At 67.6% G+C, this 26,112-nt stretch carries 26 protein-coding genes; 18 read left to right on the top strand and 8 right to left on the bottom strand.

The features are described from left to right. Positions 1-245: 245 nt before the first annotated feature. Positions 246-2,750, top strand: coding sequence for a GcvT family protein (locus BLU38_RS12195; RefSeq protein WP_197680092.1), 2,505 nt, complete (start codon positions 246-248; stop codon positions 2,748-2,750). A gap of 13 nt (positions 2,751-2,763) precedes the next feature. Then, complete coding sequence (locus BLU38_RS12190; RefSeq protein ID WP_157683411.1) at positions 2,764-3,312, top strand: cyclodeaminase/cyclohydrolase family protein; 549 nt, start codon at positions 2,764-2,766, stop codon at positions 3,310-3,312. Positions 3,313-3,558: 246 nt separating this feature from the next. Here BLU38_RS12190 and BLU38_RS12185 read toward each other — a convergent pair whose 3' ends face one another. Next, the gene (locus tag BLU38_RS12185) at positions 3,559-4,386 is read right to left on the bottom strand and encodes an IclR family transcriptional regulator (protein ID WP_091525031.1); all 828 of its coding nucleotides are present in this window, start codon (positions 4,384-4,386) and stop codon (positions 3,559-3,561) included. A gap of 147 nt (positions 4,387-4,533) precedes the next feature. On the opposite strand from BLU38_RS12185, the gene BLU38_RS12180 reads away from it, so the two are divergent. From BLU38_RS12180 to BLU38_RS12150, 8 genes are all read left to right on the top strand, one after another. Next, positions 4,534-5,748, top strand: a complete 1,215-nt coding sequence (locus tag BLU38_RS12180) for a glycine cleavage T C-terminal barrel domain-containing protein (RefSeq protein WP_091525028.1) — start codon at positions 4,534-4,536, stop codon at positions 5,746-5,748. Continuing rightward, complete coding sequence (locus BLU38_RS12175) at positions 5,702-6,709, top strand: methylenetetrahydrofolate reductase (protein WP_091525025.1); 1,008 nt, start codon at positions 5,702-5,704, stop codon at positions 6,707-6,709. The genes BLU38_RS12180 and BLU38_RS12175 overlap by 47 nt, the downstream gene beginning before the upstream one ends. Continuing rightward, positions 6,706-8,415, top strand: coding sequence for a formate--tetrahydrofolate ligase (locus BLU38_RS12170; protein WP_091525023.1), 1,710 nt, complete (start codon positions 6,706-6,708; stop codon positions 8,413-8,415). The genes BLU38_RS12175 and BLU38_RS12170 overlap by 4 nt, the downstream gene beginning before the upstream one ends. 275 nt (positions 8,416-8,690) lie before the next feature. Further along, entirely contained in the window at positions 8,691-8,975 is a 285-nt protein-coding gene (locus BLU38_RS12165; protein ID WP_091525020.1) for a hypothetical protein, read from the top strand. A 39-nt stretch (positions 8,976-9,014) separates the two neighbouring features. After that, positions 9,015-9,149: a hypothetical protein gene (locus BLU38_RS32040; RefSeq protein WP_269458174.1), complete on the top strand. Its 135-nt coding sequence runs from the start codon at positions 9,015-9,017 to the stop codon at positions 9,147-9,149. After that, complete coding sequence (locus tag BLU38_RS12160) at positions 9,146-10,393, top strand: M20 metallopeptidase family protein (RefSeq protein ID WP_231920307.1); 1,248 nt, start codon at positions 9,146-9,148, stop codon at positions 10,391-10,393. Before BLU38_RS32040 ends, BLU38_RS12160 begins: the two co-directional genes overlap by 4 nt. A gap of 79 nt (positions 10,394-10,472) precedes the next feature. After that, complete coding sequence (locus BLU38_RS12155; RefSeq protein ID WP_091525017.1) at positions 10,473-11,885, top strand: polysaccharide pyruvyl transferase family protein; 1,413 nt, start codon at positions 10,473-10,475, stop codon at positions 11,883-11,885. A gap of 63 nt (positions 11,886-11,948) precedes the next feature. Then, on the top strand, positions 11,949-12,734 hold the full coding sequence (locus BLU38_RS12150; protein WP_157683410.1) for an SGNH/GDSL hydrolase family protein: 786 nt from the start codon (positions 11,949-11,951) through the stop codon (positions 12,732-12,734). Positions 12,735-12,748: 14 nt separating this feature from the next. On the opposite strand, the gene efeB is transcribed toward BLU38_RS12150, so the two are convergent. The 3 genes from efeB to efeU are packed head-to-tail and all read right to left on the bottom strand — an operon-like array spanning position 12,749 to position 16,193. Continuing rightward, positions 12,749-14,119, bottom strand: a complete 1,371-nt coding sequence (gene efeB / locus BLU38_RS12145; protein WP_091525012.1) for an iron uptake transporter deferrochelatase/peroxidase subunit — start codon at positions 14,117-14,119, stop codon at positions 12,749-12,751. Positions 14,120-14,133: 14 nt separating this feature from the next. Continuing rightward, entirely contained in the window at positions 14,134-15,327 is a 1,194-nt protein-coding gene (gene efeO, locus BLU38_RS12140; RefSeq protein ID WP_091525010.1) for an iron uptake system protein EfeO, read from the bottom strand. Then, positions 15,324-16,193, bottom strand: coding sequence for an iron uptake transporter permease EfeU (gene efeU, locus BLU38_RS12135; RefSeq protein ID WP_091525008.1), 870 nt, complete (start codon positions 16,191-16,193; stop codon positions 15,324-15,326). Before efeU ends, efeO begins: the two co-directional genes overlap by 4 nt. Before the next feature lie 137 nt (positions 16,194-16,330). Here efeU and BLU38_RS12130 point away from each other — a divergent pair, with 137 nt between their 5' ends. Continuing rightward, positions 16,331-17,137: an SDR family oxidoreductase gene (locus BLU38_RS12130; RefSeq protein WP_091525006.1), complete on the top strand. Its 807-nt coding sequence runs from the start codon at positions 16,331-16,333 to the stop codon at positions 17,135-17,137. 97 nt (positions 17,138-17,234) lie between these two features. Here BLU38_RS12130 and BLU38_RS12125 read toward each other — a convergent pair whose 3' ends face one another. Both BLU38_RS12125 and BLU38_RS12120 read right to left on the bottom strand, forming a co-directional pair. Further along, positions 17,235-17,672, bottom strand: coding sequence for an iron chaperone (locus tag BLU38_RS12125; protein ID WP_172836122.1), 438 nt, complete (start codon positions 17,670-17,672; stop codon positions 17,235-17,237). Positions 17,673-17,828: 156 nt separating this feature from the next. Then, on the bottom strand, positions 17,829-18,524 hold the full coding sequence (locus BLU38_RS12120) for an EcsC family protein (RefSeq protein ID WP_091525003.1): 696 nt from the start codon (positions 18,522-18,524) through the stop codon (positions 17,829-17,831). A gap of 205 nt (positions 18,525-18,729) precedes the next feature. Between BLU38_RS12120 and aat the strand changes: the two genes are divergently transcribed. Continuing rightward, the gene (gene aat / locus BLU38_RS12115; RefSeq protein ID WP_091524999.1) at positions 18,730-19,419 is read left to right on the top strand and encodes a leucyl/phenylalanyl-tRNA--protein transferase; all 690 of its coding nucleotides are present in this window, start codon (positions 18,730-18,732) and stop codon (positions 19,417-19,419) included. 428 nt (positions 19,420-19,847) lie between these two features. Next, the gene (locus BLU38_RS12110) at positions 19,848-20,711 is read left to right on the top strand and encodes an Fpg/Nei family DNA glycosylase (RefSeq protein WP_091524997.1); all 864 of its coding nucleotides are present in this window, start codon (positions 19,848-19,850) and stop codon (positions 20,709-20,711) included. Positions 20,712-20,726: 15 nt separating this feature from the next. Here BLU38_RS12110 and BLU38_RS12105 read toward each other — a convergent pair whose 3' ends face one another. Then, positions 20,727-21,542, bottom strand: coding sequence for an AraC family transcriptional regulator (locus BLU38_RS12105; protein WP_091524994.1), 816 nt, complete (start codon positions 21,540-21,542; stop codon positions 20,727-20,729). Between the two features lie 130 nt (positions 21,543-21,672). On the opposite strand from BLU38_RS12105, the gene BLU38_RS12100 reads away from it, so the two are divergent. The 3 genes from BLU38_RS12100 (at position 21,673) to BLU38_RS12090 (ending at position 23,407) form a co-directional block, all read left to right on the top strand. After that, positions 21,673-22,551: a phytanoyl-CoA dioxygenase family protein gene (locus BLU38_RS12100; RefSeq protein ID WP_172836121.1), complete on the top strand. Its 879-nt coding sequence runs from the start codon at positions 21,673-21,675 to the stop codon at positions 22,549-22,551. 91 nt (positions 22,552-22,642) lie between these two features. Continuing rightward, on the top strand, positions 22,643-22,966 hold the full coding sequence (locus BLU38_RS12095) for a hypothetical protein (protein WP_197680091.1): 324 nt from the start codon (positions 22,643-22,645) through the stop codon (positions 22,964-22,966). A 135-nt stretch (positions 22,967-23,101) separates the two neighbouring features. Beyond that, positions 23,102-23,407, top strand: coding sequence for a rhodanese-like domain-containing protein (locus BLU38_RS12090; RefSeq protein ID WP_091524991.1), 306 nt, complete (start codon positions 23,102-23,104; stop codon positions 23,405-23,407). A gap of 21 nt (positions 23,408-23,428) precedes the next feature. Here BLU38_RS12090 and BLU38_RS12085 read toward each other — a convergent pair whose 3' ends face one another. Beyond that, complete coding sequence (locus BLU38_RS12085) at positions 23,429-24,046, bottom strand: LysE/ArgO family amino acid transporter (RefSeq protein WP_091532321.1); 618 nt, start codon at positions 24,044-24,046, stop codon at positions 23,429-23,431. Positions 24,047-24,305: 259 nt separating this feature from the next. On the opposite strand from BLU38_RS12085, the gene BLU38_RS12080 reads away from it, so the two are divergent. Beyond that, the gene (locus BLU38_RS12080; protein WP_091524989.1) at positions 24,306-25,199 is read left to right on the top strand and encodes a LysR family transcriptional regulator ArgP; all 894 of its coding nucleotides are present in this window, start codon (positions 24,306-24,308) and stop codon (positions 25,197-25,199) included. A gap of 54 nt (positions 25,200-25,253) precedes the next feature. Further along, positions 25,254-26,072: a glycerophosphodiester phosphodiesterase gene (locus BLU38_RS12075; protein WP_157683409.1), complete on the top strand. Its 819-nt coding sequence runs from the start codon at positions 25,254-25,256 to the stop codon at positions 26,070-26,072. Positions 26,073-26,112 lie beyond the last annotated feature (40 nt).

The raw sequence follows: 26,112 nt of genomic DNA, 5'->3' as shown, positions 1-26,112 counted from the left end.
TCCTGATATATCTTCAAGATATCAGCTTCCCTCGGCCACACCGGCGTGGCAGCGTTCCGGAGGTTCTCATGGCGGACGTGACGAACGGCGCGATCCAGACGGGGTCGGCGACGGGTTCGACAGCGACGGGCTCGACGACAACGGATACGACGACAAGGGGCCGAACAGCGACACCGCCGGGTCCGCCGGGAACAACGACGGCCGCGACAGGGGCAGCGACCGGGCTGCCGACCACCGCCGACGTCGTGATCATCGGCGCCGGGATCGTCGGCAGCTGTCTGGGCCGCCACCTGGCCGATCTCGGCTGGCGCAACATCGTGCTGCTGGAGAAGGGTCCGTTGCCGGACCCGGGCGGTTCCACCGGGCACGCCTCCAACTTCATCTTCCCGGTCGATCACTCCCAGGAGATCACCGCTCTGACCACGGACTCGATGCGGCAGTATGCCGAGCTCGGGGTGCTGACCACCTGCGGCGGCATCGAGGTCGCGCGCAGCGAACAGCGTGCCGTCGAGTTGCAGCGCCGGATGACGTCGGCCCACGCCTGGGGAGTGGATGCCGAACTGATCGGCCCCGGTCGGATCAGCGAACTGGTGCCGTATTGCGACACCGACCTGTTGCGGATCGGCTTCCACACCCCGGACGGCGCGATCGTCGATCCGCTCGCCGCCGCGACCCTGATGCGGGAGCGCGCCGAGGCTCGCGGCGCGCTCACCAGCCATGACCGGACCGAAGTGGTCGGGATCGACGTCAGCCCGGGCTCGGCCGGTCGGCCACGGGTCACCAGGGTCCGTACCGATCGTGGGGACATCGAGACCGAACAGGTGGTGATCGCCTGCGGTGTCTGGAGTCCCAAGATCGCGGCGCTGGCCGGCGCACACATCCCGCTGACGCCGGCGGTGCACCAGATGATGGACCTCGGCCCGATCCCGCAACTGGCGCAGACCGACAGCTGGATCAGCTTCCCGCTGGTCCGCGACATGGACAATCTGATGTACGAACGGCAGCGCGGCGCCGATCTCGAGGTCGGCTCGTACGCGCATCGGCCGATCCTGCACGACCCAGCCGAGATCCCGCCGGTCGGTGCCCCCGGGCAGCAGTCGCCGACCCGCTTCCCGTTCACCGCCGGCGACTTCGAACCGCAGCTGCGTGCGGCCAAGGAACTGTTCGGAGCGTTGCTGGACCAGCCCGGCGTACAGACCCAACTGGCGATCAACGGCCTGTTGTCGCTCACCCCGGACGGTGGCCCACTGCTCGGCGAATCACCCGAGGTCGGCGGGCTCTGGTCCGCAGCCGCGGTCTGGATCAAGGAGGCCGCCGGTGCAGCCCGGATGGTCGCGCAGTGGATGACCACGGGCAGCACCGAGTACGACCTGCACGGCGCCGACATCGCCCGCTTCTATCCGTACGCGCGCGCCCGCGGTCATGTTCGTGCCCGGGCTGCCGAGGGCTTCGGAAAGATCTACGGCATAACCCATCCGCGCGAACAGTGGCTCAGTGACCGCCCGGTCCGGACCAGCCCGTTCCATCCCCGCGAGGTCGAGCTCGGCGCCACCTTCTTCGAGGCCGGCGGCTGGGAGCGTCCGCAGTGGTACGAAGCCAACGCCGGCCTGGTCGACGAGTACGCCGATCAGATCCAGGAACAGCCGGTGGAGTGGGACGCGCGGTGGTGGTCACCGATCATCGAGGCCGAGCATCTGGCGATGCGGGACCGGGTGGCGATGATCGATCTGAGCGCCTTTGCGATCTTCGAATGCGTCGGACCCGGTGCGCTGGACTACATCCAGACGATGGCGATGGCCCAACTGGATCGGCCGGTCGGCCGGGTCGTCTACACCCCGCTGCTCGGGCCGGACGGTGGCTTCCGCGCCGACCTGACCATCGTCCGACTCGGCGAACAGCACTTCCGGGTGATCACCGGCGGCGCCGACGGCAGTCGCGATCTGGCCTGGTTCACGAGCCGGCTGCCGGCCGACGGTTCGGTGCAGTTGGTCGACGTGACGTCGGCCTACGCCACCATCGGTCTGTGGGGTCCGCGGGCCCGTGACCTGGTCTCCTCGATCACCTCCGACGATGTCAGCGACGAGGGCTTCGGCTTCGGCACCGCTCGCGAGGTGGTGCTGGGCGGCGTACCGGCGTTGCTGTTGCGGATCTCCTATGTCGGCGACCTCGGCTGGGAGATCCACGTGCCCACCGAGCAGGGGCTGCGGCTCTGGGACCAGCTCTGGGAGGCCGGGCAGAGCCTCGGCGTGCTCGCCGCCGGCATCGGTGTCTACGGAACGACCGGCCGGATCGAGAAGGCCCATCGACTGATGGGCGCCGAGCTGACCGGTGAGTACGACGCCGTCGAGGCCGGCCTCGCGCTGCCGAAGGTGAAGGGACACGACTTCGTCGGCAAACAGGCCTACCTGGCGGCCCGCGACGGTACGCCGGCTGCGGTGCTGTGCACCCTGGTCGTCGATGATCATCGGGCCGACGGCGAGCAACCGCGGTTCATGACCGGCAACGAGCCGGTGCTGACCGGCGCCGGTGAACCGATCGTCGACGCCAAGGGTCGCCGATCGTTCGTGACCACTGCCGGGCCGGCGCCGTCACTGGGTCGCTATCTGCTGATGGCCTACCTGCCGCCCGACTACGCCGCGGAGGGCACCCGACTGCTGGTGGAGTATTTCGGGACCCATTACCCGGTCACGGTGCTCACCCGCGGTCATGTGGCGCCGTTCGATCCGGACAACAAGCGAGTCAAGAGTTGATCATGTGATGGGCATGAACACGACCGGCCAGCACGGGGCGGATCCGAGCAGGGCGGATTCCGGCATCGCGACGTCGGCGGTCGGCGAGCTGCTGGCCCGGATGGCCGATCGTCGCCCTGGCCCGGCCGCCGGATCGGCGGCGGCGCTGGCCGCGGGGCTGGCGGCGGCGCTGACCGGCAAGGTCGCGCGGTTGTCGCATCGTCAGCTTGCCGACGCCGAGGGCTTGGCCGAGCGTGCCGATCGGCTTCGTGAACGGGCTGTCGAATTGGCCGATGCCGACGCTGCCGCGGTCGTCGCGATGATCACCGGCCGGGGCCCGGAGGTCGACGCTGGTGCGTCCGCCGCCGGCGGTGCCGGCACCGAGTCCGGCGCCCGGGACGCTGCCGTCGTCGTACCGGAGGAGATCGGTGAACTGGCGGCCGAACTCGCCGACCTCGCCAAGCACCTTGCGGTGCAAGGGAATCCGCGGCTCCGGGCTGACGCGGTCGCCGCCGTCCGGCTGGCCGAATCCGCCCGCGCCATCGTGCACGAGATCCAGCGCTCCAACGCCGACGCCGACTGACCGTCCGGGCTCGCGATCAGGGCTCCGACGCCCGTCCCCCTTCAGCACCGGGCCGACCCCTTTGCGGACGTTTCGTATCACCTGCTGCGAAAAGTCCCCACCAGCTCGCGTTCAGCGGGCGATATGGCAACACGTGCTGGGATGTGCCCCCAGGGGACGGATCCCCATCGCGAGGACGATGTGGCAACACGTGCTGAAAACAGTCCCCCGGTGGGGCAGTCGCGATGGGCGATTTCGTACCCGATGTTACGAATTGGCCCTGGGGGCGGCGGGACTGTAGCCCATCCGGTGGGAGACCTGCTCGGCGGCGGCAATCACGGCGGTAGCGAGGTCGGGCAGCTGTTCGGCGCCGAGTCGGTATGCGGGGCCGGCGATGCTGATCGCGGCGATCACCGTGCCGTCGTGGGTGCGGATCGGTGCGGCGATCGCGTTCAGTCCCTCCTCGTACTCCTCGATCGACTGGGCCCAGCCGCTCTCCCGGACCGCCTTCAAGGCCGTACGGATCGCACGGGCCGACGTGAGTGTGTGCCGGGTGAAGCGTTCCAGCGAACGGCGCAGCAACGTGTTGCGTTCGCCGGCGTCCAGGTAGGCCAACAGCACCTTGCCGCTCGAGGTGGCGTGCAGCACGGTCCGTTGACCGACCCAGTTCTGGGTCGACACCGTGCTCGATCCCTGAGCCTGACAGATGTTCAGCGCCACACCACCGCTGAGGATCGCCACGTTGACGGTCTCACCGAGCTCGGCAGCAAGATCATCACAGACCTGCTGTGCCTGGGTGCTGAGGTCGAGTTGTGCGGCAGTGGCGCCCGCCAACCGGAGCAATCCGATGCCGAGCCGGGCCCGTCCGTTGCCTCCCGGACGGTCCACCAGGTCATGATCAGCAAGCGCCCGGATCAGCCGGGATGCGGTGGAGGTGTGTACGCCCAGCTCGCGAGCGATCTCGGTCACCCCGGCTTCGCCGTCGCGGGCCAGGATCTCCAACACTCGGACCGCGCGGTCGACCGACTGCACTGCGCCGGATGCGTCGGCGCCGCGACTCGTCCCGGACCGACCGGAATCCGCTGAATCTCCCACACAGACAAGGCTAACGGCCGACAGGTCGACAGCACTGCGCCACGGAGCGTGTTGCGTATTACGCAGCCTATTGCGTTATGCGCAGCAGCGTGGTACCCCGGACGTACGGCTGAAGGACGCCGTTTCGGCAGTACTTTGGAGGCAACGATGCCCGAGAACCCGAATCCGGAGATCCTGCTCTACCCGCGGATCCGGAAGTCCCCGTTCTTCTACGCCTCACGGCGGCACGGGGTAGCGATGTACAGCGTCTACAACCACACCTACCATCCCCGGCACTACGGCGATCCGGTCGCCGAATACTGGGAACTCCTGAACGGCGTCACACTCTGGGACGTCGGCGTCGAGCGGCAGATCGAGATCACCGGTCCGGACGCGTTCGATTTCACCAACCTGCTGGTCACCCGCGACCTCCGAAAATGCCGGGTACGGCAGTGCAAGTACGTCTTCCTCTGCGACCAGCACGGCAACATCCTCAACGATCCGGTACTGCTGCGGCTGGGCGAGAACCACTTCTGGCTGTCACTGGCCGACAGCGACATCCTGCTCTGGGCACGCGGCGTCGCGTACAACTCCGGGTACGACGTGTCGATCCAGGAGGCGGACGTCGGCCCGGTCCAGATCCAGGGGCCCAAGTCCTGGCAGGTGATGCGGGACGTCTTCGGCGAGGACGTGCTGGACATCGGCTACTACTACCTGCGCGAGTTCACCCACGACGGGATGGACCTGGTGGTCTCCCGGACCGGCTACACCGCCGAGGTCGGCTACGAGATCTACGTCAAGAACGCCAGCCGTGATGCCTTGCAGCTATGGGATCTGGTCTGGCAGGCCGGCCAGGCGCACGGGATGAAGGTGATCGGTCCGAGCCACATCCGGCGGATCGAGGCCGGCATCCTGGCCCACGGATCCGACATCACCTTCGACACCAACCCGTTCGAGGTCGGGATGGGCTACGACTGGATGGTCGACCTTGATCAACAGGCCGACTTCATCGGCAAACAGGCGTTGCAGACGATCAAGGATCAAGGTCCGACGCGCCGGCTGGCCGGCGTCCGGATCGCCGGTCCGCGGCTGGGCAGCTATGTGGACGGCACGATGATCGATCTGCTGCCCTGCTATCGCAACGAGGAACAGGTCGGGCACGTCACCTCGGCCTGCTACTCGCCCCGGTTGGAGAGCAATATCGGCTATGCGATGTTGCCGGTGGAGTTGACCCGACTCGGCACCGAGTTGGAGATCGAGATCGACGGGGCCAAGGTTCCGGCCGTCGTGGTCGAGAAGCCGTTCGTCGATCCGCGCAAATATCAGCCCAAGACCGATGTCGGCGGGTTGGCCGCGACGGCAGCCGCGCAGCCGGTCCAATAGCCCGTACAAGATCATCATCGAGGGCGGCCTGATGGAACGCAGCGGTCCGACGGTGGTGGGTGAGGTCGCCGACCGCCCTCGCCGTCGTCGGACACGACCGTCCGGTATCGCGCGGCGGCAGCCTCGGCACCCGGCGCTGCAGAGCGTCCTGAGTCGGCCGCGGTTCGAGGTACTGCCGACACCGGGGGTCGAGGCACAGGTGATCACCGAGCTGCCCACCGACGCAACGGTGACCGTGACGGCCTCGCCACGGCAGGGCATCACTGCCACGGTCGATCTGGCGATCGGACTGGCCGGCCGCGGCGTCCATGCGGTGCCGCATCTGTCGGCCCGGTTGATCCCCGATACGTCCGTCCTGCGCCGAATCATCGGTGATCTCGAGGACGCCGGGATCGACGAGGTGTTCGTGATCGGCGGCGATCCGACCGAACCGGTCGGCGAGTTCGGTAGCGCCCTGGACCTGCTGTCGGCGATGCGGACCATCGGTCACCGGTTCACGATCGGAATCGCCGGCTATCCCGAGCCCCATCCGCGGATCGCCGACGACCTGACCATCCAGGCGATGTGGGACAAACGCCGGGAGGCGTCCTACATCGTCAGCCAACTGTGTTTCGATCCCAAGCTGCTGACGTCCTGGATCCGACGAGTACGCCGCCGCGGCGTGCAGCTGCCGATCCTGATCGGTGTGGCCGGTCCCGCCGACGTCGCCAAGCTGCTGCGGATCGGCCGCCGGATCGGTGTCGGAGGGTCAGCCCGGCTGCTCAGTCATCACACCGGTCTGCTCCGGGTGGCCCGTCCCGGCAGCTGGCGGCCGGACGGGCTGCTCGGTGATCTCGAACCGGCCTTCGCCGATCCGTCCCACGGACTGACCGGCGTCCACATCTACACCTTCAATGCGCTGCGAGCTGCCGAACGGTGGCGCCGCGAGATGTTGCAGCAGAACGGAGCTGACCCACCATGACAGCCACCACCAGCTTGCAGATCGCCCGTGCGGCGACCCTGAAACCGATCGAGGACGTCGCGGACATGATGGGTCTGGGACGGCACCTGCTGGACCCGTACGGCACCGGTGTGGCCAAGATCGATCTTGCCGCCATCGACGAGCTGGCGGATCGTCCGACGGCGAAGTACGTCGTGGTCAGTGCGGTCACACCGACCCCGCTGGGGGAGGGTAAGACCACGACCACGATCGGTCTCGGCCAGGGACTGAACCGCACCGGCCGCCGTGCGGTGATCGCGATCCGGCAACCGTCGCTGGGCCCGACACTGGGGATCAAGGGCGGCGGTGCCGGCGGTGGCCGCAGCCAGGTGCTGCCGATGGAGCGGCTCAATCTGCACCTCACCGGCGACATGCATGCCGTCACCGCCGCGCACAACCAGTTGGCGGCCATGATCGACAACGCTGTGTTTCGGGCCACCACCTCCGATCTCGACCTCGATCCGGCGGCGATCACCTGGCGTCGGGTGCTGGACGTCGACGACCGGTCGCTGCGCAACATCGTGCTCGGACTCGGTGGCCGTGGCGACGGCGTACCCCGACAGTCCGGCTTCGACATCACCGCGGCCTCGGAGGTGATGGCGACGCTGGCGTTGTCCCGATCGCTGCGTGATCTTCGTGATCGGCTCGGGCGCATCGTGGTCGGCTACACCCGGGGTCCACGGCCGCGCCCGGTGACGGCCGAGGACCTGCACGCAGCCGGCACCATGACGGTCCTGCTGCGGGACGCGCTGAAACCCAATCTCTTGCAGACCCACGAGAACACACCGGCGCTGGTGCACTGCGGTCCGTTCGGCAACATCGCCACCGGGAACTCCTCGGTGGTGGCCGATCTGATCGGGATCCACGGCGGCGACTTCCTGGTCACCGAGGCCGGGTTCGGCGCCGACATGGGAGCCGAACGGTTCTTCAACCTCAAGTGCCGGGTCTCCGGACTCACGCCGGACGCGGCGGTGCTGGTCACCACGGTCCGGGCGCTGAAGATGCACTCCGGACGCCACAAGGTGGTGGCCGGTCGACCACTACCCGCAGAGCTGCTGGCCGAGAACCCCGACGACGTGTACGCCGGCGCGGACAACCTGCGCAAGCAGATCGACAACATCGAACTGCACGGTGTCACACCGGTGGTGGCGATCAACGCCTTCGGAGATGATCATGCCAGCGAGCATGCCGCGATCCGCGACATCGCCTCCCGGGCCGGGGTCCGCTGCGCGGTGTCGACCCATTTCACCGACGGCGGTGCCGGCGCGGCCGAGTTGGCCGACGCCGTCGCCGAGGCCGCCGCCGAACCGAACGACTTCGGCTACCTGTACTCGACCGAGGTCGATCTGTGGAAGAAGATCGAGACCATCGCGACCCGGGTCTACGGGGCCGACGGAGTCGACTACTCGGCCGACGCCACCAAGTCCTTGCAGCGCTACACCAGGTTCGGTTGGGGCGGGCTGCCGATCTGCATGGCCAAGACGCACCTTTCGCTGTCCTCCGACCCGACACTGCGCGGCGCACCGATCGGCTGGCGGCTGCCGGTCCGTGAGGTCCGGGCGTCGGTCGGCGCCGGCTTCATCTATCCGATCTGCGGTCAGATGCAGACCATGCCCGGGCTCGGCTCCGATCCCGCAGCCGCCCACATCGACATCGACGAGGGCGGCAACACCGTCGGCCTGTTCTGATCATCAAAGCCCCGGCAAGCCCACGTTGTGTCGGAGCCTCGTTGCGCTATGACCCGACGACGTCGCGGGGATCAATGGCGACGACGGTTCACCGTGATCACACCATCGACATCGGGCTGAAACACGACGATGTGGAGACCGCGGCAGGTCGTTGAGCCAGGAGTCGGCACCTGAACGGCAGGTGGAGTTCGCCGCCAACAACACGTACTGCCTCGTGGCGCCGAAGATCAAGGAGATGATCATGGAGGTCATGCCGGCTGCGAATCTCGCCGGAGGTGGAGACCGGAACCATCCGGGCGAACCTGGCCAACGGCAGCAGCAACATGCTGATCAAGGAACTGAGGACGGTCCAGAAGCTGCCCGAGGCCAGCACGACGGCCCGCCCGACGATCGCCTTCCAGACGGTGATGCTCAGCAACGAGATCTTCAAGGACAAGATGATGCGCCGATGGGTGACTCATGCGGTGAGCCGCCAGGAGAAGTACGGTTTCCGACCGTGCTGGCGATGGAGCAGAAAGGACAAGTACGACACCGGTCCGGTTGATCTCCAACATCGATAGGCCGTCTACAGTCAGCTGCAGCGGCTCTGGCAGGATGACATGCCGGTGTTGACCACGTACTCCGACAGCTCGATCGCCTCGAAGAACAAGTCCCTCGAGGTCGGCGGCGCCACGCCGTTCTGGTACGGCACGGCATCGGATCTGCAGGAGTGGAACTTCGGAGGTGCCAAGTGACGGACGGTGTGCTGACCGCGATCGACTTCAAACCGGAGGCGAGGACGATCCATCCAGATCTGGTTGCGTTGCGGCGGGAATTGCATCAGATCCCCGAGCGCGGCAACGACCTGCCACAGACCCAGGCCCGGGTGCTGGCTGCGCTGGAGGGGTTGGGTCTGGAGGTCAGCACCGGTCGGTCGATCACCTCGGTGGTGGCCGTGCTGCGGGGCAAGGGGCCGGTGCCGGCCGGCGTAGACCGGCCGACGGTGCTGCTGCGCGGCGACATGGACGCGCTGCCGGTGATCGAGGAGACCGGCCTGGAGTTCGCCTCGACCAACGGCATGATGCACGCCTGCGGCCATGACCTGCACACCGCCGGCCTGGTCGGTGCGGCCCGGCTGCTGAGTGCACACATCGACGAGCTCCCCGGTGACGTGATCTTCATGTTCCAGCCCGGCGAGGAGAGCCCGGGCGGTGCCGAGCCGATGATCGCCGAGGGACTGCTGGAAGTGACCGGCCGGCGACCGGACGCGGCGTACGGGATCCACGTGATGGCAGAGGATCCGTACAACACCTTCGCGCTGCGCCCGAACGCGCTGATGGCCGGCTGCCACGAGCTGACCATCACCGTCACCGGGCGCGGCGGACACGGGTCGCAGCCGGCCCGTAGCGTCGACCCGGTGCCGGTGGCCGCCGAGATCGTGCTGGCGTTGCAGTCCTACGTGACGCGCCGGGTCAGTGTCTTCGATCCGGTGGTGATCACCGTCGGCCAGATCCACGCCGGCACGGCGATGAACATCATCCCCGACACCGCGACCCTGAACGCGTCGGTCCGGGTGCTGTCCAAGGATTCGTCCGCTCAGCTCGCCGTCGACCTGCCGAAGCTCGCCGACGGGATCGCCTCGGCGCACGGCTGCACTGCCGAGACGGCGTTCGAGGTCGTCTATCCGGTCACGGTCAATGACCCGACCGAGACGGCCTGGGTGATCGAGAAGCTCACCGCACTGCACGGTGCGGAGCGGGTCCGGCTGATGCCCGAGCCGCGAATGGGGTCGGAGGACTTTTCGCTGGTCCTGGAACAGGTGCCGGGTGCGTTCATCTTCCTCGGCGCGCATCCGGGCCCGGTGACCGAGAACGCGCCGACCAACCACTCGGCGCGCGCGGCGTTCGACGACGGAGTGTTGGCCGACCAGGCCGCGACGCTGGCTCAGTTGGCTGCGGACAAGATCAGCACGCTGGCAGCCGAGCGGGGCGCCGGCTGACCCGGTGCCCGGCAGGTCGGTGGACCGGCGCACCAGCAGTTACCCTGTGGTGCACTGTCCACCGACCTGAATCGAACCGATGAAGCGCATTCTGATCCGTTCCGCGAAGGATCCCTTTCTCGCCCTGTCGCCGGAGGCGTCGCTGGCGCGGAACGTGTTCGCGAGCAATGCGGGCAACATGCTGTTCGCCGAGGCCGTCCACAAGGTGCTGTCGGTGCCGGACAACGAGGTCGTCTCCAGCGGCTACGTCACCGACCGGGTCAACCTGCTGCCGGAGACGATCGCCAAGATCAACGCCGAGTACGATGCGTTCGTCATCCCGCTGGCCAACGCGTTCCGGCCGAGTTTTGCCAACCAGCTCCGCCGGCTGACCGGATTGATCCGGCAGCTGGAGATGCCGGTGGTCGTGGTCGGAGTCGGCGCCCAGGCAGCGACGAATGCGACCGTGCTGCCGCAGGAGGTACGGGAGGTGACCGCCGACTTCCTGTCGGCGGTGCTGGACAAGTCGGCAAAGGTCGGTGTCCGGGGCGAGATCACCCGCCGCTGTCTGGCCAAGTTGGGCTTCGGTGACGAGCACATCGAGGTGATTGGTTGCCCGTCGTTGTATGCCTCAGGGCGTGGGCTCACCGTGCAGAAGAGCCAGACCGGTCTGCGCCCGGACAGCCCGATCGCTGCCAACCTGACCCTCTCCCAGACCACCGCAGCCAAGATCATCAACCGGGCGACCGAGCACTACCCGGATCTGATCTACGTGCCGCAGACCATCGCCGAGCTGCGATTGTTGTTGTGGGGCGAGCCGCTGGACGCACCGCAGGACGCCACCATGCCGACCAGCTACCGGCACCGGCTCTATCGCGACGGCAAGGTGCGTTTCTTCCTCGATCCCGTGGTCTGGCACCGCTTCCTGGCCGAGCGTGAGTTCGCCTTCGGCACCCGGATCCACGGCAACATCGCCGCCCTCTCGGTCGGCACTCCGGCCTACCTGATGGCCTTCGACTCCCGGACCACCGAGCTCGCCGACTACCACGCCATCCCGTACGCCCAGGCCAAGCGGATCACGCCGCAGACCGATCCCGCCGAGCTCTACGATCGAGCGGACTTCACCGCCTTCAACTCCCGCCAACCGGAAGCGTTCGATCACTACCTGGGCTTCCTGGAGAAGAACGGGCTGGAGCACATTCATCAACCGGGCAAGGACAATCCTGACTTCGACTCCCGGTTGGACGAGGTGAACTTCCCCGCCGGGGTGCGACCGTTGCAAACCGGTGACAGTGCGCAGACCGAGCAGTTGCTGGGACGCCTGCGATGGCTCCAGCAGGGCGAGCAGGCCGACCGGAGGCGCAAGGTCGGCGGCTACGAACCGCGTCCCTTCGGCCGGTTGCCCGATCCGAAGCCGACACCGAAGGCGTCCGAACCGCCGAAGGCGGACAAGCCGCTGGCCACCCGGATCCGTCGTCGGCTCCGGCGAGCGGCCCGTCGGTTGCGGGGCTGAGCGGGCGGATCGGCGCCGCCGGCTCGGTGAAACCGACTTGAGTTCGAGTGCCAGAATCGGATTGTGAGGAACTTCCGCCGCTATGTAGCGATCGGGGACTCAGCAACCGAAGGTCTCCAGGACTTCGCCGAGGACGGGGCCTATCGGGGTTGGGCGGATCGCCTTGCCGATCACATCGCCGCCGCGCAGGACGAGCCGTTGGAGTATGCCAACCTGGCCATCCGTAGCCTGCGACTGAACGAGATCCGACGCACCCAGTTCGATGCCGCGCTCGCGCTCGACCCGGATCTGCTGAGCATCACCGGCGGCGTCAACGATGTGATCGGCCCGCACCCGGAGTTCGGCCGGCTGGCCGCGGACTACGACGCGATGTTCGGTGCCGCGACCGAGCGGGGCATCACCGTGATCAGCTTCCTGATGCCGGATCCGAGCTTCCTCAACCCGCTCGGTCGCTACGCCCGGGAGCGGATGATCATCCTGAACGATATCGTCCGGGCCTCGGCGAAGAGCACCGGCGCGCTGCTGCTCGACCTGACCGCCTATCCGGTCGCCTCCGACCCGCGGCTCTGGTACGAGGACGGTCTGCACGGCAACTGGCTGGGGCACACCAAGATGGCCGAGGGATTCGCTGACCTGCTCGGTCTGGACGGCTTCGAGCACTGGTCGGATCCGCTGCCGGGTGCGCCCCGTGAGCTGCGCGCCTTCGGCCGGATCGGCAGCACGGTGGACTGGGGACTGCACTGGCTCGGCCCCTGGCTGGCCCGCGGCATCGCCCGGGTGCCGCACGGACAAGGCATCACGCCCAAACGGCCCCAGCCGAGCCCGGTCATCCCGGCCCGAATCCGCTGACCAGCTGGGCCGGGTCAGGATTCGAAGAGGTCCTGGCCGACGTAGCCGCCCTTCGGGACGCCGGGTGGCACCGCGAAGATCGCCGATCCGGTGTGCAGCAGGTATTCGGCCATCGCGTCCCGGGAGACCTTGTTCTGGATCGGGATGTAGTGGGTTCGGGGGTCGGTGACGTAGGCCATGAAGAACAGCCCGGCATCCATCCGTCCGAGCCCATTGCTGCCGTCGAAGAAGTTGTAGCCGCGACGCAGCATCTGGGCACCGTTGTTCTGGCTCGGATGGGCGATCCGGACGTGTGAGTCGGTCGCGATCAGTGGCTGATCGCCCCGCCCTTTGACGGCGAAATCGGGAGCGCTGAATTCCGTTCCGCCGGACAGCGGCGCCCCCTCGGCCTTGGTCCGGCCGATCACGGCCTCCTGCTCCCGCAGGGATTGCCGATCCCAGGTCTCGACGCTCATGTTGATCTTGCGGGTGATCAGGTACGACCCCCCGGTCAGCCAGTCCGCCCGATGATCGGCCCCGCGGCGGACCCAGACATGCTCATCGACGTCGACGCGATGCTCGGCCTTGAGATTGGCGGTGCCGTCCTTGAAGCCGAACAGGTTGCGCGGGGTGCTCTGCCCGGTGCTGGTCGAGGAGGTCCGGCCGAATCCGAGTTGCGACCAGCGCAGCGCCACCGTGCCGAAGCCGATCCGGGCCAGGTTGCGGATCGCGTGCACGGCGACCTGCGGGTCATCGGCGCAGGCCTGGATGCACAGGTCGCCGTCGCTCTGCGCAGGCACGAGTTGATCACCGGGGAAGTGCGGCAGTCGTTGCAGGGCAACCGGTCGCCGGTCGTCGATACCGAACCGGTCCCGGCCATGATCATCGCGGAACAGCGACGGTCCGAAGCCGAACGTGATCGTCAGTCCCGACGCCGGCAGGCCGATCGCCTCACCGGTGTCGTCGGGCGGAGCGTCGTAGTCACCGGAGGTCGGTCCGATGCTGCCGGCACCGTGGCCGGTCGTCATCCGTGCCGCGGCCTGCGTCCACGCCTGCAGCAGTGCGGTCAACTCCGAACGGGATGTGGTGCTGACATCGAACGTCGCGAAGTGCAGCCGGTCCTGAGCCGGCGTGACGATCCCTGCCTGATGGCTGCCGTAGAACGGGTAGCTGCGGCTCCCCGGCGGTGGCTGGTCATCCGAGCCGTCCCGGCTGGCAGCCCACGCGGTGCCGCCGGCCAGTCCGACTCCGACGCCGGCCACCCCGACACCGGCTGCCAACAGCCCCCGCCGGGCAACCGTCGAACGCGTCGCGGAGGGTGCCGGTTCCGGGTCCTGAGCTTGTCGACGGACCGATTCGTCGTGTTCGACGTCCCCGGAACGCCGATCCGGATCCTGCTCAACCATGATCGAGACCTCGGTCAGATCACGGCTGCGGTGAGCTTCGACAGCGGCTCGGAGAGTGCGTTGACCGCGTCGCTGAGCTGCTTGACCTCGGCGTGGCTGAGCTCGTCGTAGCTGACGAAGCCGTCGCCGTCACGCTGCTGGTCCAGCAGCTTCTGCAGCTTGCTGAACCGGGCGTCGATCTCGTGGTCCAGTTCGGGATCGCGGCTCTTCAGGATCGGCCGCAGCCCTTCGAAGGCGACCTTGGCGCCGTCGACGTTGGCCTGGAAGTCCCACAGATCGGTGCGCGACCAGTATTCCTCCTCGCCGGTTACCTTGCCGGTCGCGACCTCGTCCAACAGTCCCTTGGCTCCGTTGCCGATCTGGTCGACGGTGAAGGTGATCGTCCGGGTCCGCTTGTACAGCGTCTGGGTGTTGGCCACCAGGTTGTCGGCATAGGCCTTGCGCTGGGCGTCGGTGAGCGGCTTGTAGCCCTTGGCCCGGGCCGGCCAGAGGTCTTTCTCGATCCGATGCCAGCCGGTCCATTTCTGTCCCGCTTCGAGGTCTGCCTCCCGCAGATCCATCTTCGGGTCCAGGTCTCCGAAGGACTCCGCGACCGGCTCGATCCGTTCCCAGTGCACCCGGGCCTGAGGGTAGAGCTTGCGCGCTGCGTCGTCGTCGCCGGCGGTGTAGAGCTTGGCGAACTTCTCGGTCTTGGTGATCAGCTGTTCGGTCTGGTCCTTGACGTAGCCGGCGTACTGCTTGTTGGCCTGGTCGATCAGCTGTTGATCATCGGCCTTCCCCTGGGAGGGCTGACCGGAGTCGGAGACGGTGAAGCCGGCGCGGATGCCGTCGCCGACCATGCCGGGCTTGCACGCCGTGAAGTACTTGCCCGGTACGGCGTTCAGCACCAGATCGCGGGTCAGGCCCGGGCCGATGTTCTCCACCTCTCCGATGATCCGCAACCCGTCGGAGCCGAGCAGGTAGAACTCGTTGATCTTGCTGCCGGTGTTCTTCACCGAGAACCGGATCGTGCCCGCTGGCGCCTTGGCGCCGGAGACCGTGCAACTGGTGTCGCCGGCCTGCACAGTCAAGGATCGTGGATCTTTGGACTCGCCGGAGCCGGCGGCTGTGTTGTCGGTGCAGGCTGCCAGCGGAATCGCCAACAGGGCAAGCGATCCGATGGCCAATGCGCGCCGTCGGCGGTGATCCGGTTGAGTGGTCGTGATCATGAGATGGTCCCCGAGTTCGATGTGGTCGGTGCCACGGCTGTCGGCCGTGGACGGTGCGTGCTGCGTGCACGCAGCACGAAGATCGTCATCACCGGGACGACGTAGGCCAGCCAGACGATCAATTGGAGTGTGGTGGTGGCCGGTGAGAAGTTGAACACGCCCTTCAACAGGGTGCCGTACCAGGAGGTCGGCGGGACGGCCACCGAAACGTCGAAGGCCAGCGTCTGCAAGCCGGGCAGGATGCGGGCTTCCTGGAGATCGTGGACGCCGTAGGCCAGCACCCCGGCTGCGACGATGATCAGGAAGGCGCCGGTGATCGTGAAGAACCGGGACAAGTTGATCTTGAGTGCGCCGCGGTACATGAAGTAGGCCAGTACGACGGCGACGCCGATTCCGGCGGCCGCGCCGAGCAACGGACCGAGCGAACCGCCGCCGGTTGATCCCGCTTGGGTGGCCGCCCAGAGGAAGAGCGCGGTCTCCAGCCCTTCCCGGCCGACCGCCAGCAGGGCGACCACGGCCAGCGACCAGCGGGCGCCGTCGGCGGCCCGGTCGATCTGGCCACGGAGTTGGCCGGAGAGTGACCGGGCGGCACCGGCCATCCAGAAGATCATCCAGGTGACGAAGCCGACCGCGATGATCGACAGTGAGCCGCCGATCGCCTCCTGGGCCTCGAAGGTCAGGCCCTTGGGTCCGAAGGTCAGGGCGGCGCCGAAGCCGAGCGAGATCAGCACGGCGATGCCGACACCGGTCCAGATCCGCGGCAGCAGGTGCCGCCGATCACTCTTGACCAGGTAGGCGATCAGGATGCTGACCACCAGTGCGGCCTCCAGGCCTTCGCGCAGGCCGATGAGGAAGTTGGCAATCATGGTGGTCGGTCGATCCCCCGTGTCCGGTGAGCCAGAATTGGTTAGGCTTGCCTAAAGTAAGACTGTCCGGGTTTCGGCGCAAGTTCCGATCCTGTGAGGTTGCTGATCGCAACAGACCGACGCCGTAGGTTGGTCCCGTGCCGCTCCTCTCCCGTAACCCACCGCCCCGGGCGTCCGTCCGCCGTACCCCGCCGCGTCGTCAGCGGATCCTGATCACCGGCGCGTCATCCGGACTCGGTGCCGAGCTCGCTCGCCGCTGGGCCGCCGACGGTCGCGATCTCGCGCTCTGTGCCCGACGGCAACCCGAGTTGGACGCGCTGCAGCAGGAACTCCGACGTGACCATCCCGCCGGCAGCTTCGAGACCTACCGCCTCGACGTCACCGATGACGCCGAGGTGCAGCGGGTGATGGGCCGCGCGGCGGAGGATCTCGGCGGCCTCGACCGGGTGGTCGCCAATGCCGGGATCGGGCTCGGTGCCCAGGTGGGGACCGGGCAGGCGGCGGACAACCGCCGGGTGCTGCAGACCAACGTGATCGGGACGTTGAACACCGTCGAGGCGGCGGTCCAGCAGTTCTGGACCGCCCAGGCCGGCCACCTGGTGATCATCTCCTCGATGGCGGCGCTGCGCGGCCTCGGCGGCAGGATGGCGGCGTACTCCACCAGCAAGGCCGCGATCGCCACCCTCGGTGAATCGGTGCGGTCCAGCCTGTGGAACCGGCCGATCACGGTCAGCACGATCTTCCCCGGCTACATCGACACCGCCATCAACGAGGACGATCCGAACAAGAAGTGGTCGGTGGACCTGCCGACCGGCGCCACGGCGCTCTACGACGCGATCGAGTCCGAACGAGCCCGGGTCTACGTACCGACCCGGCCATGGGCGTTCCTGGCCCCGGTGATGCGCTTCGCCCCGTTGCCGATCTTCCGCCGGATCGCCGGCTGACCCTTCCGCACCGGTTGCGTGTCCCCGCACCCTGTACACCTGGTGCGAAGGTACGGAGCCGGTGCGGCAATGCGAGGGCGGTCGGCCCGGCGAGTGGTCAGGAGAGCGCGGCCTTGATCAGCGAGGTGATCTTCTTCTGCACCGCCGGGGTCCAGGCCGGGATGGCGAACGAGACCGGCCAGATGTCGCCGTCGTCGAGGCGGGCGGAGTCCTGGAATTCGAGCGTGGCGTAGCGGGAGCCGAATTTGCCGGCGTTCTTGAAGGCGACGATCAGTTTGCCGTCGGCATCGGTGTAGGCGGGCATCCCGTACCAGGTCTTCGGCAGCAGGTCCGGTCCGGCGGCGGTGATGGCCAGGTGGACGCGCTCGGCCAGCGCCCGGTCCTGCGGAGTCATCTCCGCGATCTTGTCCAACAGGGCCTGCAGCCCGTCGGCCGCCTTGGCACCCTTCTTACCCGAGGAACGCAGCTCGGCTGCGCGAGCCTTCATTGCGGCCCGTTCGTCGGCGGAGAAGCCACTCTTGGTGTCGGTCGTCATCTCGGTCAACCCCTTCGTGTCCAGTGACCCGACAGAGGTTCGGGCCGTCGGCGACAACGCTAGGACCCGGCGACGTCGGGTGCTTCTCGATTCCTGACCGGTCCCGCAGCCGATCCCAGCCGGTCCGGCTGTCCAGCCGGTCGAGGGCGGGCAGACTCAGTTGGACAGGGCGCGGCGGCGGACCAACTCGCCCTTGGCGAACTGGCCGATCTGATAGGTCGCCAGACCGTCGACGACGGCCCCGACACCGCCGCCGAGCAGCGGGATCCGGCGGGTGATCAACAGCGGCAGGTGTTTGCCGCCGACCCGGGCCAGCAGATCGCCGACCACGGCCTCGGATACGCGGGCGTCCAGATTGGGGTCGAAGACGGGTGCGGTGGCGATGGCCAGCGGCGTCGTCGGGAGCCGCCCGCTGGCGACCCGGCGGCCGATCTGCTCGCCACCCAGCAGGCACAGCACCAGCGCCGTACGGACCCGCCGGTCGTCGATGTCGTAGCCGCGCAGATGGGCGATCGCGGCGATCATCCGGACCTGGACGACGGCGACGCCGGCCAGGTTGGCCGGGATGGTGACGGCGGCGACGACGATCCCACCGAGGTTGGTGACGAAACCCTGCGCCGTACCGATCCTGACGTGGCTGTCGATCAGCGACTCGATGGCGGCATCGACGGAGCCGCCGTGCTTTTCGAGGTGGCGAGCAGCCGTCGTACGAGCGCTGGGGAAGCGGCCGGTGCCGTCGATGGCGACCTCGACGATCCTGCGCAGCATGGTGCCGGCGGCCTGCGGCCCGGTCGTTGTCACCGGCTGCAGTCGGCGCGCCACCGCCCGCCCGACATCCTTTGCTGACGGCATCGATCCTCCGAACTGTCGACGACCACGCCGGCGAGCCGGCACGGGTGCTGCGGACAAATCATCCGCCGCGCGATCCAGAGTACGTTCCGTGACGGGTCGACCGACCTCCGGTGCAGGTCGACGCTGGAAACCTCAGGGATAACCCGGATCCGGTCGTCCGACGCCCGCGCGGGAGTCTGTCCGGTTCGTGCCAGACTCGTCCATCATGGCTGGTTTGGCGGACGAGGGATCGGTGTTCGGCCCGCCGCGGCGGTGGCCGGAGAGTGACCTGATCGGGATGACCGAGGAGTTCGGCCCCGAGTTGGCGGTGCAGGCCTACCGCAGCGGCGTGTTCCCGATGCCACACCACGGATTCCGCGGACGGCAGCTGATGGGGTGGTACTCGCCCTTGGACCGGGGCATCCTGCCGCTGGACGGGCTGAAGGTGTCCCGTTCACTGCGGAAGATGATCAAGCGCTACCGGATCACCGTCGACACGGCCTTCGACGACGTGCTCCGTGGTTGTGCCGACAGGTCCCGCCCGGGTGGCTGGATCGATCGCCGGATCGCCGAGGTCTACGGCGTACTGCACGAGGCCGGCGTGGTGCACTCGGTCGAGGCCTGGACCGAGGACGGCAGGCTGGCAGGAGGCCTGTACGGGGTCAACATCGCCGGACTGTTCGCCGGCGAATCGATGTTCCATCACCCGACGATCGGCCGGGACGCCTCCAAGGCAGCGCTGGTCGGGTTGGTCGACATCCTGCGCGCCGACGGCGAACCCCGGCTGCTGGATGTGCAGTGGCAGACCCCGCACCTGGCCACGCTCGGCGTGATCGAGGTCGACCGCACCGATTACCTGCGCCGCCTGTCCGCCGCCCTCACACTGCCGCTGCCGCACTGGCCCTCAGCGGAGTAACCCTCGCCCGGGCCGACGCCGTCGCGGCCCGTACCCCGCGTCGTCCATCCGGCCAGATAGCAACAGTGGGCGCCACATCGCCCACGGAGTCGCCGCCCAAGGGGCGTGGTAACACGCACGGCCATTTCGCCCCGGTCCGCCGACGGCTGAGGGCGATTTCAGCGCAGGCGCTGAGATTTCGCCGGGTGGCGGCGACCTGCACCGACCAGTACCGACCTGTACGACAGCACCGATCGGGGCCGACGCTGCTCGGTCAGATCGCGACATGTGGGGGCATATCGCCCCCCAGAGGTGGGGGTGTTCGACGGCGATTCGGTAACACGTGTTGCGATCTGACCGGGGCGATCTGGGGCGATCCGGGGCGGAATCGCGGGGGAGAGTGCCGTGATCGGGCCGGGCTGTGGGTGGCGCGGACCATAATGGCTGCTATGCCCGAGATGCCCGAGGTCGAGTCGCTGGTGCGATTCCTCGATGAACGGCTGCGCGAGCACGCGATCGCGCGTGTCGAGTTGGCGGCGTTCAGTGCTCTCAAGACCTACGATCCACCGCTGACCGCGCTGCACGGCCTGGAGGTCGAGAAGGTCTCCCGGCACGGGAAGTTCCTCGACATCGATGCTCAGGGCGTGCACCTGGTGTTCCACCTGGCCCGCGCCGGCTGGCTGCGCTGGCGCGACGAGCTGGGCGAGAAGCCGTTACGCCCGGGCAAGGGCCCGATGGCGCTCCGGGTCCGGCTCGACGACGACTCCGGATTCGATCTCACCGAGGCCGGCACCCAACGCAAACTGGCGATCTACGTCACCACCGATCCGCAGAGCGTTCCCGGCATCGCCTCCCTCGGGCCGGACCCGTTGGCCGACGACTTCACCGTCGACACGCTGGCCGCTTTGCTCAGCGATGCCGGCCGTTCCCAGCTCAAGGGTGTGTTGAAGGATCAGAAGGTGATCGCCGGGATCGGCAACGCCTACTCCGACGAGATCCTGCACGTGGCCAAGCTGAGTCCGTTCAAGCCGGCGAATTCGCTCACCGATGTCGAGCGGTCCGCCCTCTTCGTCGCGATCAAGGACGAGCTCGCGCTGGCGATCAAGCGGTCCGAAGGGCTGGCCGCCAAGGATCTGAAGGCGGAGAAGAAGTCCGGGATGCGGGTGCACGGTCGAGCCGGTCAGACCTGCGAGGTCTGCGGTGACACGATCGCCGAGGTCTCCTTCGCCGACTCGTCGATGCAGTATTGCCCGACCTGTCAGACCGGTGGCAAGAAGCTTGCCGACCGGCGGATGTCCCGGCTGTTGAAATGATCATGCCGGTGCCGATCATGACGCGGAGCGGAGTTGACGCGGCGATCGCCCGGTGACCGCTCGGCAGGCCTTGTTGAACGCCTGCAGGTCAGGAAAACCGACGCTGGCAGCGATGGCGCCGATCGGGATCGTCGTGCTGGTCAGCAGCCGGCGGGCATGATCGATCCGCCGCCGGCGGATGTAGCGTACGACGGTCTCGTCGGTCTCGGCGGCGAACACCCTGGCCAGGTGATTGGCCGAGATGCCGATCGCCGCGGCCACCTCGGCCACCGTCAACGGTTCGGCCAGCCTGGCCTCGATGTAGGACATCGCGGTACGGATGTGATCGGGTGCGACCCGGGCCGCATGTCGGGCCGGCGGTCGATCCGCGAGCCGGAGCAGCACTCCCCAGATGTCAGCGCGGGTGCGCGCCGGTCGGACGGCGGCCGCAGCGATCGCCGACGACATCAGATCGGTGATCTCCGGCAACTCCGCGCCGGTCGACATGATCAGCCGGAGCCGTCCGGAGGTACCGCGAGGCGGCGGATGATCATGGTCGATGAGTCCGCCGTCGGCGCGGAAGTGCGCGTAGAGGTGACTGGACGGACCCCGGTAGTGGAAGCGATGGGCGGTGGCCGGCGGCACCAGCGAGATCACTCCCGGGGCGATCGGATAGCTGCGCTCGGCGACCTCGAGATCGGCGTGGTAGCCGTACAGATGCAGTGACCACAGCTCGGGCAGCTGGAACTCGTCGACCGGACGACGGATGCCGTGTGTGCCGCGGCCCTGGTTGACGACCTCCGGCGGCTGGTCGAGATCCAGCCAGACCGCCGGTGCGGACTCATCACTCATGCCGGAATTCAACCAGTAGAGGCCGCATCAGCACCACGACAGGTCGGAGTCGGTCCGACTAGCGTTGACCGGCGAATAGCTCATCCTGACAAGGATTGAACCGTCTGACACGACCTGGAAGGACTGCTTCATGACCAGCTTGGTCGACCGGAAGCATCTGATGACGTCGGTGGAAATGGCCCACTTCGTCTCACATGGCAGCTTTGCCCTCGAGGCGGTGGTTCCCGATGAGATGAACCAGCGCGCCATCGAGATCCTCGACGCCGGGATCCCCGGCTACCCGTACGGAACACCACTGGACGAGGCCTTCCCGCAGGGCACCTTCGTCCGTGAGCTGCTCGATCTGCCGGCGATCGCCGGTGCGGTGCAGAGTCTGGTCGGCCCGCAGCCGGTGATCGACCACCATGCCGTGCACGTCCGGCCGCCGCGCGGTGGCGAGGCGCAGAACATGCACGGCGACGCGATCCTGGACACCCGCACCGACGCCTTCGACGTCCAGTTGATGTATTACCCGCGCGAGGTGACCCTGGAACAGGGCGGGACGCTGAGCGTGCCGGGAACGCATCTGCGCAAGATCAACCAGACCGGCATCGGTCGCTACCAGAACCTCGCCGGACAGACCCGGCTGGTGTGTCCGGCGGGCACGATCGTGCTGCTGCACCACGGGATCTGGCACGGTGGACGGCGCAACGACTCCGACCAGCCGCGCTACATGTTCAAGATCAGATTCAACCCGACGGTCCGCCAGCTGCGGCTGTGGAACACCGACGACATCGACGATCCGGGTGTGCTCAAGGAGCTGACCACCAGCTTCGGCTGGAGCTCGGCCAACGAGGGCCGGCTGGAGTTGGTCAATCGCGCCAAGCTCTGGCGTACGTTGACCGGCGACCAGCTCTTCGACATCGACAACTACCTGACCCGCGAGCAGTTGCGACCGCAGTTCGTCGCGCCGGGTGCCACCGACGTCCGGCTCGGATCCAGCCGATCGTCGAGCGGCTGGGGTTTCTGAACCTGGCTCCAGGGCCCGGCGCCACCGACCGCGCCCGCGGCGTGCCTGCACCCACCATCTGCTCCGCTTTCCATTCCGACGGGAGAACTCCATGACCACAACGGTCGAAGAATCCTTCACCGCACGACCGATCGACCCCCATCTGCGTCAGCAGTTGCTGATCCTCTACCTCGGCACCTCCGCCCTGGACTCGAACGTGATCGGCTGGACCCGCTACGACGGCACGGGCCGGTCCCGCCCGACGATGGGCGACAGTGACGAGCCGCCGTACGCCACCGGACTGGACGCGCTGATCGACGGCTGGCGACTGATCCAGATGTCCCAGCTGAATGCCCATCAACCGGGTCACGAGTACGACGTGTCCTATCTGCCGTACGAGTTCCTGTTCGAGCGGCTGGTCGAGGTCGACGCCTGACCGTTCGCCGCCACAACCGTGCGACCCAGAATCCTCGACCGGCCACCCCGACCGCACCCGCGGGACGGCGTCACCGGTCGATGATTCTGCTCACGTCGGTCGCCGGATCCGAGGCGACCGGGGCACAATGGCGGCATGCCTGAGCTGCCGACCATCACCACCGACCAACTCGCCGCACTTCCCGGACCGGATTGGATGCTGCTGGACGTCCGGACCGACGCGGAATGGGCCGTCGGCCGGATCGAGGGGTCGACTCATATTCCGTTGGACCAGCTGATCGCCCGTGTCGACGAGGTCAGCGACAAGGTGGTCTGCATCTGTGCCGTCGGTGGGCGGTCGGCCCAGGCCACCGCCTACCTCAACTCGATCGGACGCGAGGCGGTCAATCTGGAAGGCGGCATCCAGGCCTGGGCGGCGGACTCCCGCCCGCTGACCCGCTGATTCGTCGCCGGCGACCGGTCCTCAGGAGAGCAGCAGCTTGGCCGCTGTGCTGATCATGATCGCCGCGATCAGCGAATCCAGGATCCGCCAGGCGCGCTGCTTGCGGAAGAGTGGACGGAGCAGCCGGGCGCCGTAGCCCAGCGCGGCGAACCAGCCGAGACTTCCGATCAAGGTGCCGACGGCGAACCACCACCGCCCCGGCGAGCCGTGGCTGTTGGCGACCGCACCGACCATCAGCACGGTGTCGAGATAGACGTGCGGATTCAGCCAGGTGATCGCCAGGCAGGTGCCGATCGCCGACAGGGTCGTCCGACGTCCCGATGCGCCTTCCAGGTCAAGACTCTCACCGCGGACCGCGCGTCGGATCGCGAGCGCGGCATAGCCGAGCAGGACCAGGGCGCCGACGATGCGGATCACCGTCATCGCGTACGGGACCCGGTCGACGACGGCACCCAGACCGCTGACGCCGATCAGCACCAGCGCGCAGTCCGACAGCCAGCAGATCAGCACCAACGGCGTCACCGCGGCATGCCGCAGTCCTTGGCGCAGCAGGAACGTGTTCTGTGCCCCGATCGCCACGATCAGGGACAGCATCATCAACATTCCCTGGAACGCTGTCGCCGGTCCGGTCCCGTCCATCCACATCCTCACGTCGTGATCCACCGTTGTCGCCCTTGGAGGGCGCTGAACAATTCGCTCTGCTGCGCGCCACGCTGCACGCACACGGGCGGCGCTGCGCTCGCTCGACTGGCCCCGGCCTGCCTCCGCTCCCGCGACGTGCCCGTGTACGCACATCGCGGCGCTCGCGACGAGCCAATTGCTCAGCGCCCTCCTCGACGGTAGGCGACGAAAAACAACCAGACCAGCTAAAGTTTCTGCAGGTACATAAGGAGTGCTTATGGACTTGCAGCCCGATCAGCTCCGCACCCTGGTCGCGGTCGTCGACCACGGGACGCTCGACGCCGCGGCACGACAGCTGCGGGTCACGCCGTCGGCGATCTCGCAGCGGCTGAAGGCACTGGAGTCCGCCGTCGGCCGGGTGTTGGTGCTGCGCAGCAAGCCGGTACGGACGACCGAGGCCGGCGCAGTGATCCTGCGGATGGCGCGGCAGACCATCCTGCTCAGCGAGGACGCCGCGCTGGCGCTGGGTTCGGAGCAGACCGGTGCCGGCACCAACACCCTGCCGGTAGTGATCAACGGCGACTCGCTCAACACCTGGGCGCTGGCAGCGCTGGCCCGGGTGGAGTCGGACCAGGGGATCTACTTCGAGGTGCATCGGGCCGACGAAGCGTTGTCCACCGAGTTGCTCCGCAACGGCACCGTGATGGCGGCGGTCACGTCCGTCGCCGAACCGGTGCAGGGCTGCACGGTGCGTCGACTCGGCGCGATGCGCTATCGGCCGATGGCCGCCCCGGCATTCGCCCGCCGATGGTTCCCCGACGGTGCCACCCCCGAAGCGCTGGCGCAGGCACCGATGGTCGCCTTCGACCGCGATGATCAACTGCAGGATCGCTATCTGCGCAAGAAGAGCCGGCGACGGTTACGACCGCCACGGCACTACATCCCGGTCTCCGCCGACTTCGCCCGGGCGATCGCACTCGGCCTCGGCTGGGGCATGATCCCGCCGCAACAGAGCGCCGGATTCGAGGACAGCGGCGAGCTGATCGAGATCGACCCCACGGTCTCGGTCAGGGTGCCGCTCTACTGGCAGCAGTGGAAGCTGCACTCGCCGATGCTGGCGCTGCTGGCCGACGCGGTCGTCGCCACCGCCGCCGACACTCTGCAGGACTGAGTCCGTTCACCCTCAAGACACCGGCTGATCGCCGGACGTGGTTGGATGAGGTCCGTGAGCACACCGGCTGCGACGTTCCTCGACGAATCAGGTCTGCAACTCTTCGCCCATCGCGGCTTCAGCGGCCGCTATCCCGAATCGACACACGCCTCGTACGCCGAGGCGATCGACTATGCAGAGCGCACCGGCATCGAGCTCGGCTTGGAATGCGATGTTCACTTCACCGCCGATGATCATCTTGTCTGCCTGCATGATCTGACCGTCGACCGCACCTCCGACGCCACCGGGCCGTTGCTGGACTGGACCCTGGCCGACCTGCGGACGGTCGACTTCGGGTCCTGGTTCACCGCTGATCCGACTCCACAGGAACGGGCGGTCACGACGCTGGTCGAGCTGTTGGACATGATCAAGGACGCCCGCGATCGCGGTGCGCGGATCAACCTCAACCTGGAGACCAAGCATCCCACACCCCGCGGGCTCGACATCGAGGAACGGGTCGCAGAACTGCTGACCGAACGCGGTTGGCACACCGCCGACTCGCCGGTGCGGATGATCACCTTCGATCCGGAGGCGTTGATCAAGATCGGCGAGCTGTTGCCGGAGCTGCGCCGGACCTTCCTGGTCTCCGATCTGAGCCGGGTGCCCGACGGTGAACTGCCCGACGGTGTCCGGATCGTCGGTCCCGACGTGACCCGGCTGCGGGAGGATCCCGGCTTCGTCGAGCGAGCCCACAGGCGCGGCAACGAGGTCCATCCGTGGATCGTCAACACCGTGGAGGATGTGCAGTTCTGCCGGGACCTCGGAGTGGACGGCTACACCTCCGATTTCCCCGACGTCGTGATGGAGACGCTGACCGGCGCACCGGTCGGCTGATCGACCCGCGTCCAGGGACCTGAGCTTTGTCGAAGGGCCG

Source organism: Microlunatus soli, assembly GCF_900105385.1.
GTDB classification, from domain to species: domain Bacteria; phylum Actinomycetota; class Actinomycetes; order Propionibacteriales; family Propionibacteriaceae; genus Microlunatus; species Microlunatus soli.
Note: the sequence above shows the minus strand (reverse complement) of the source record. Positions and strands in the feature narration are given on the sequence as shown.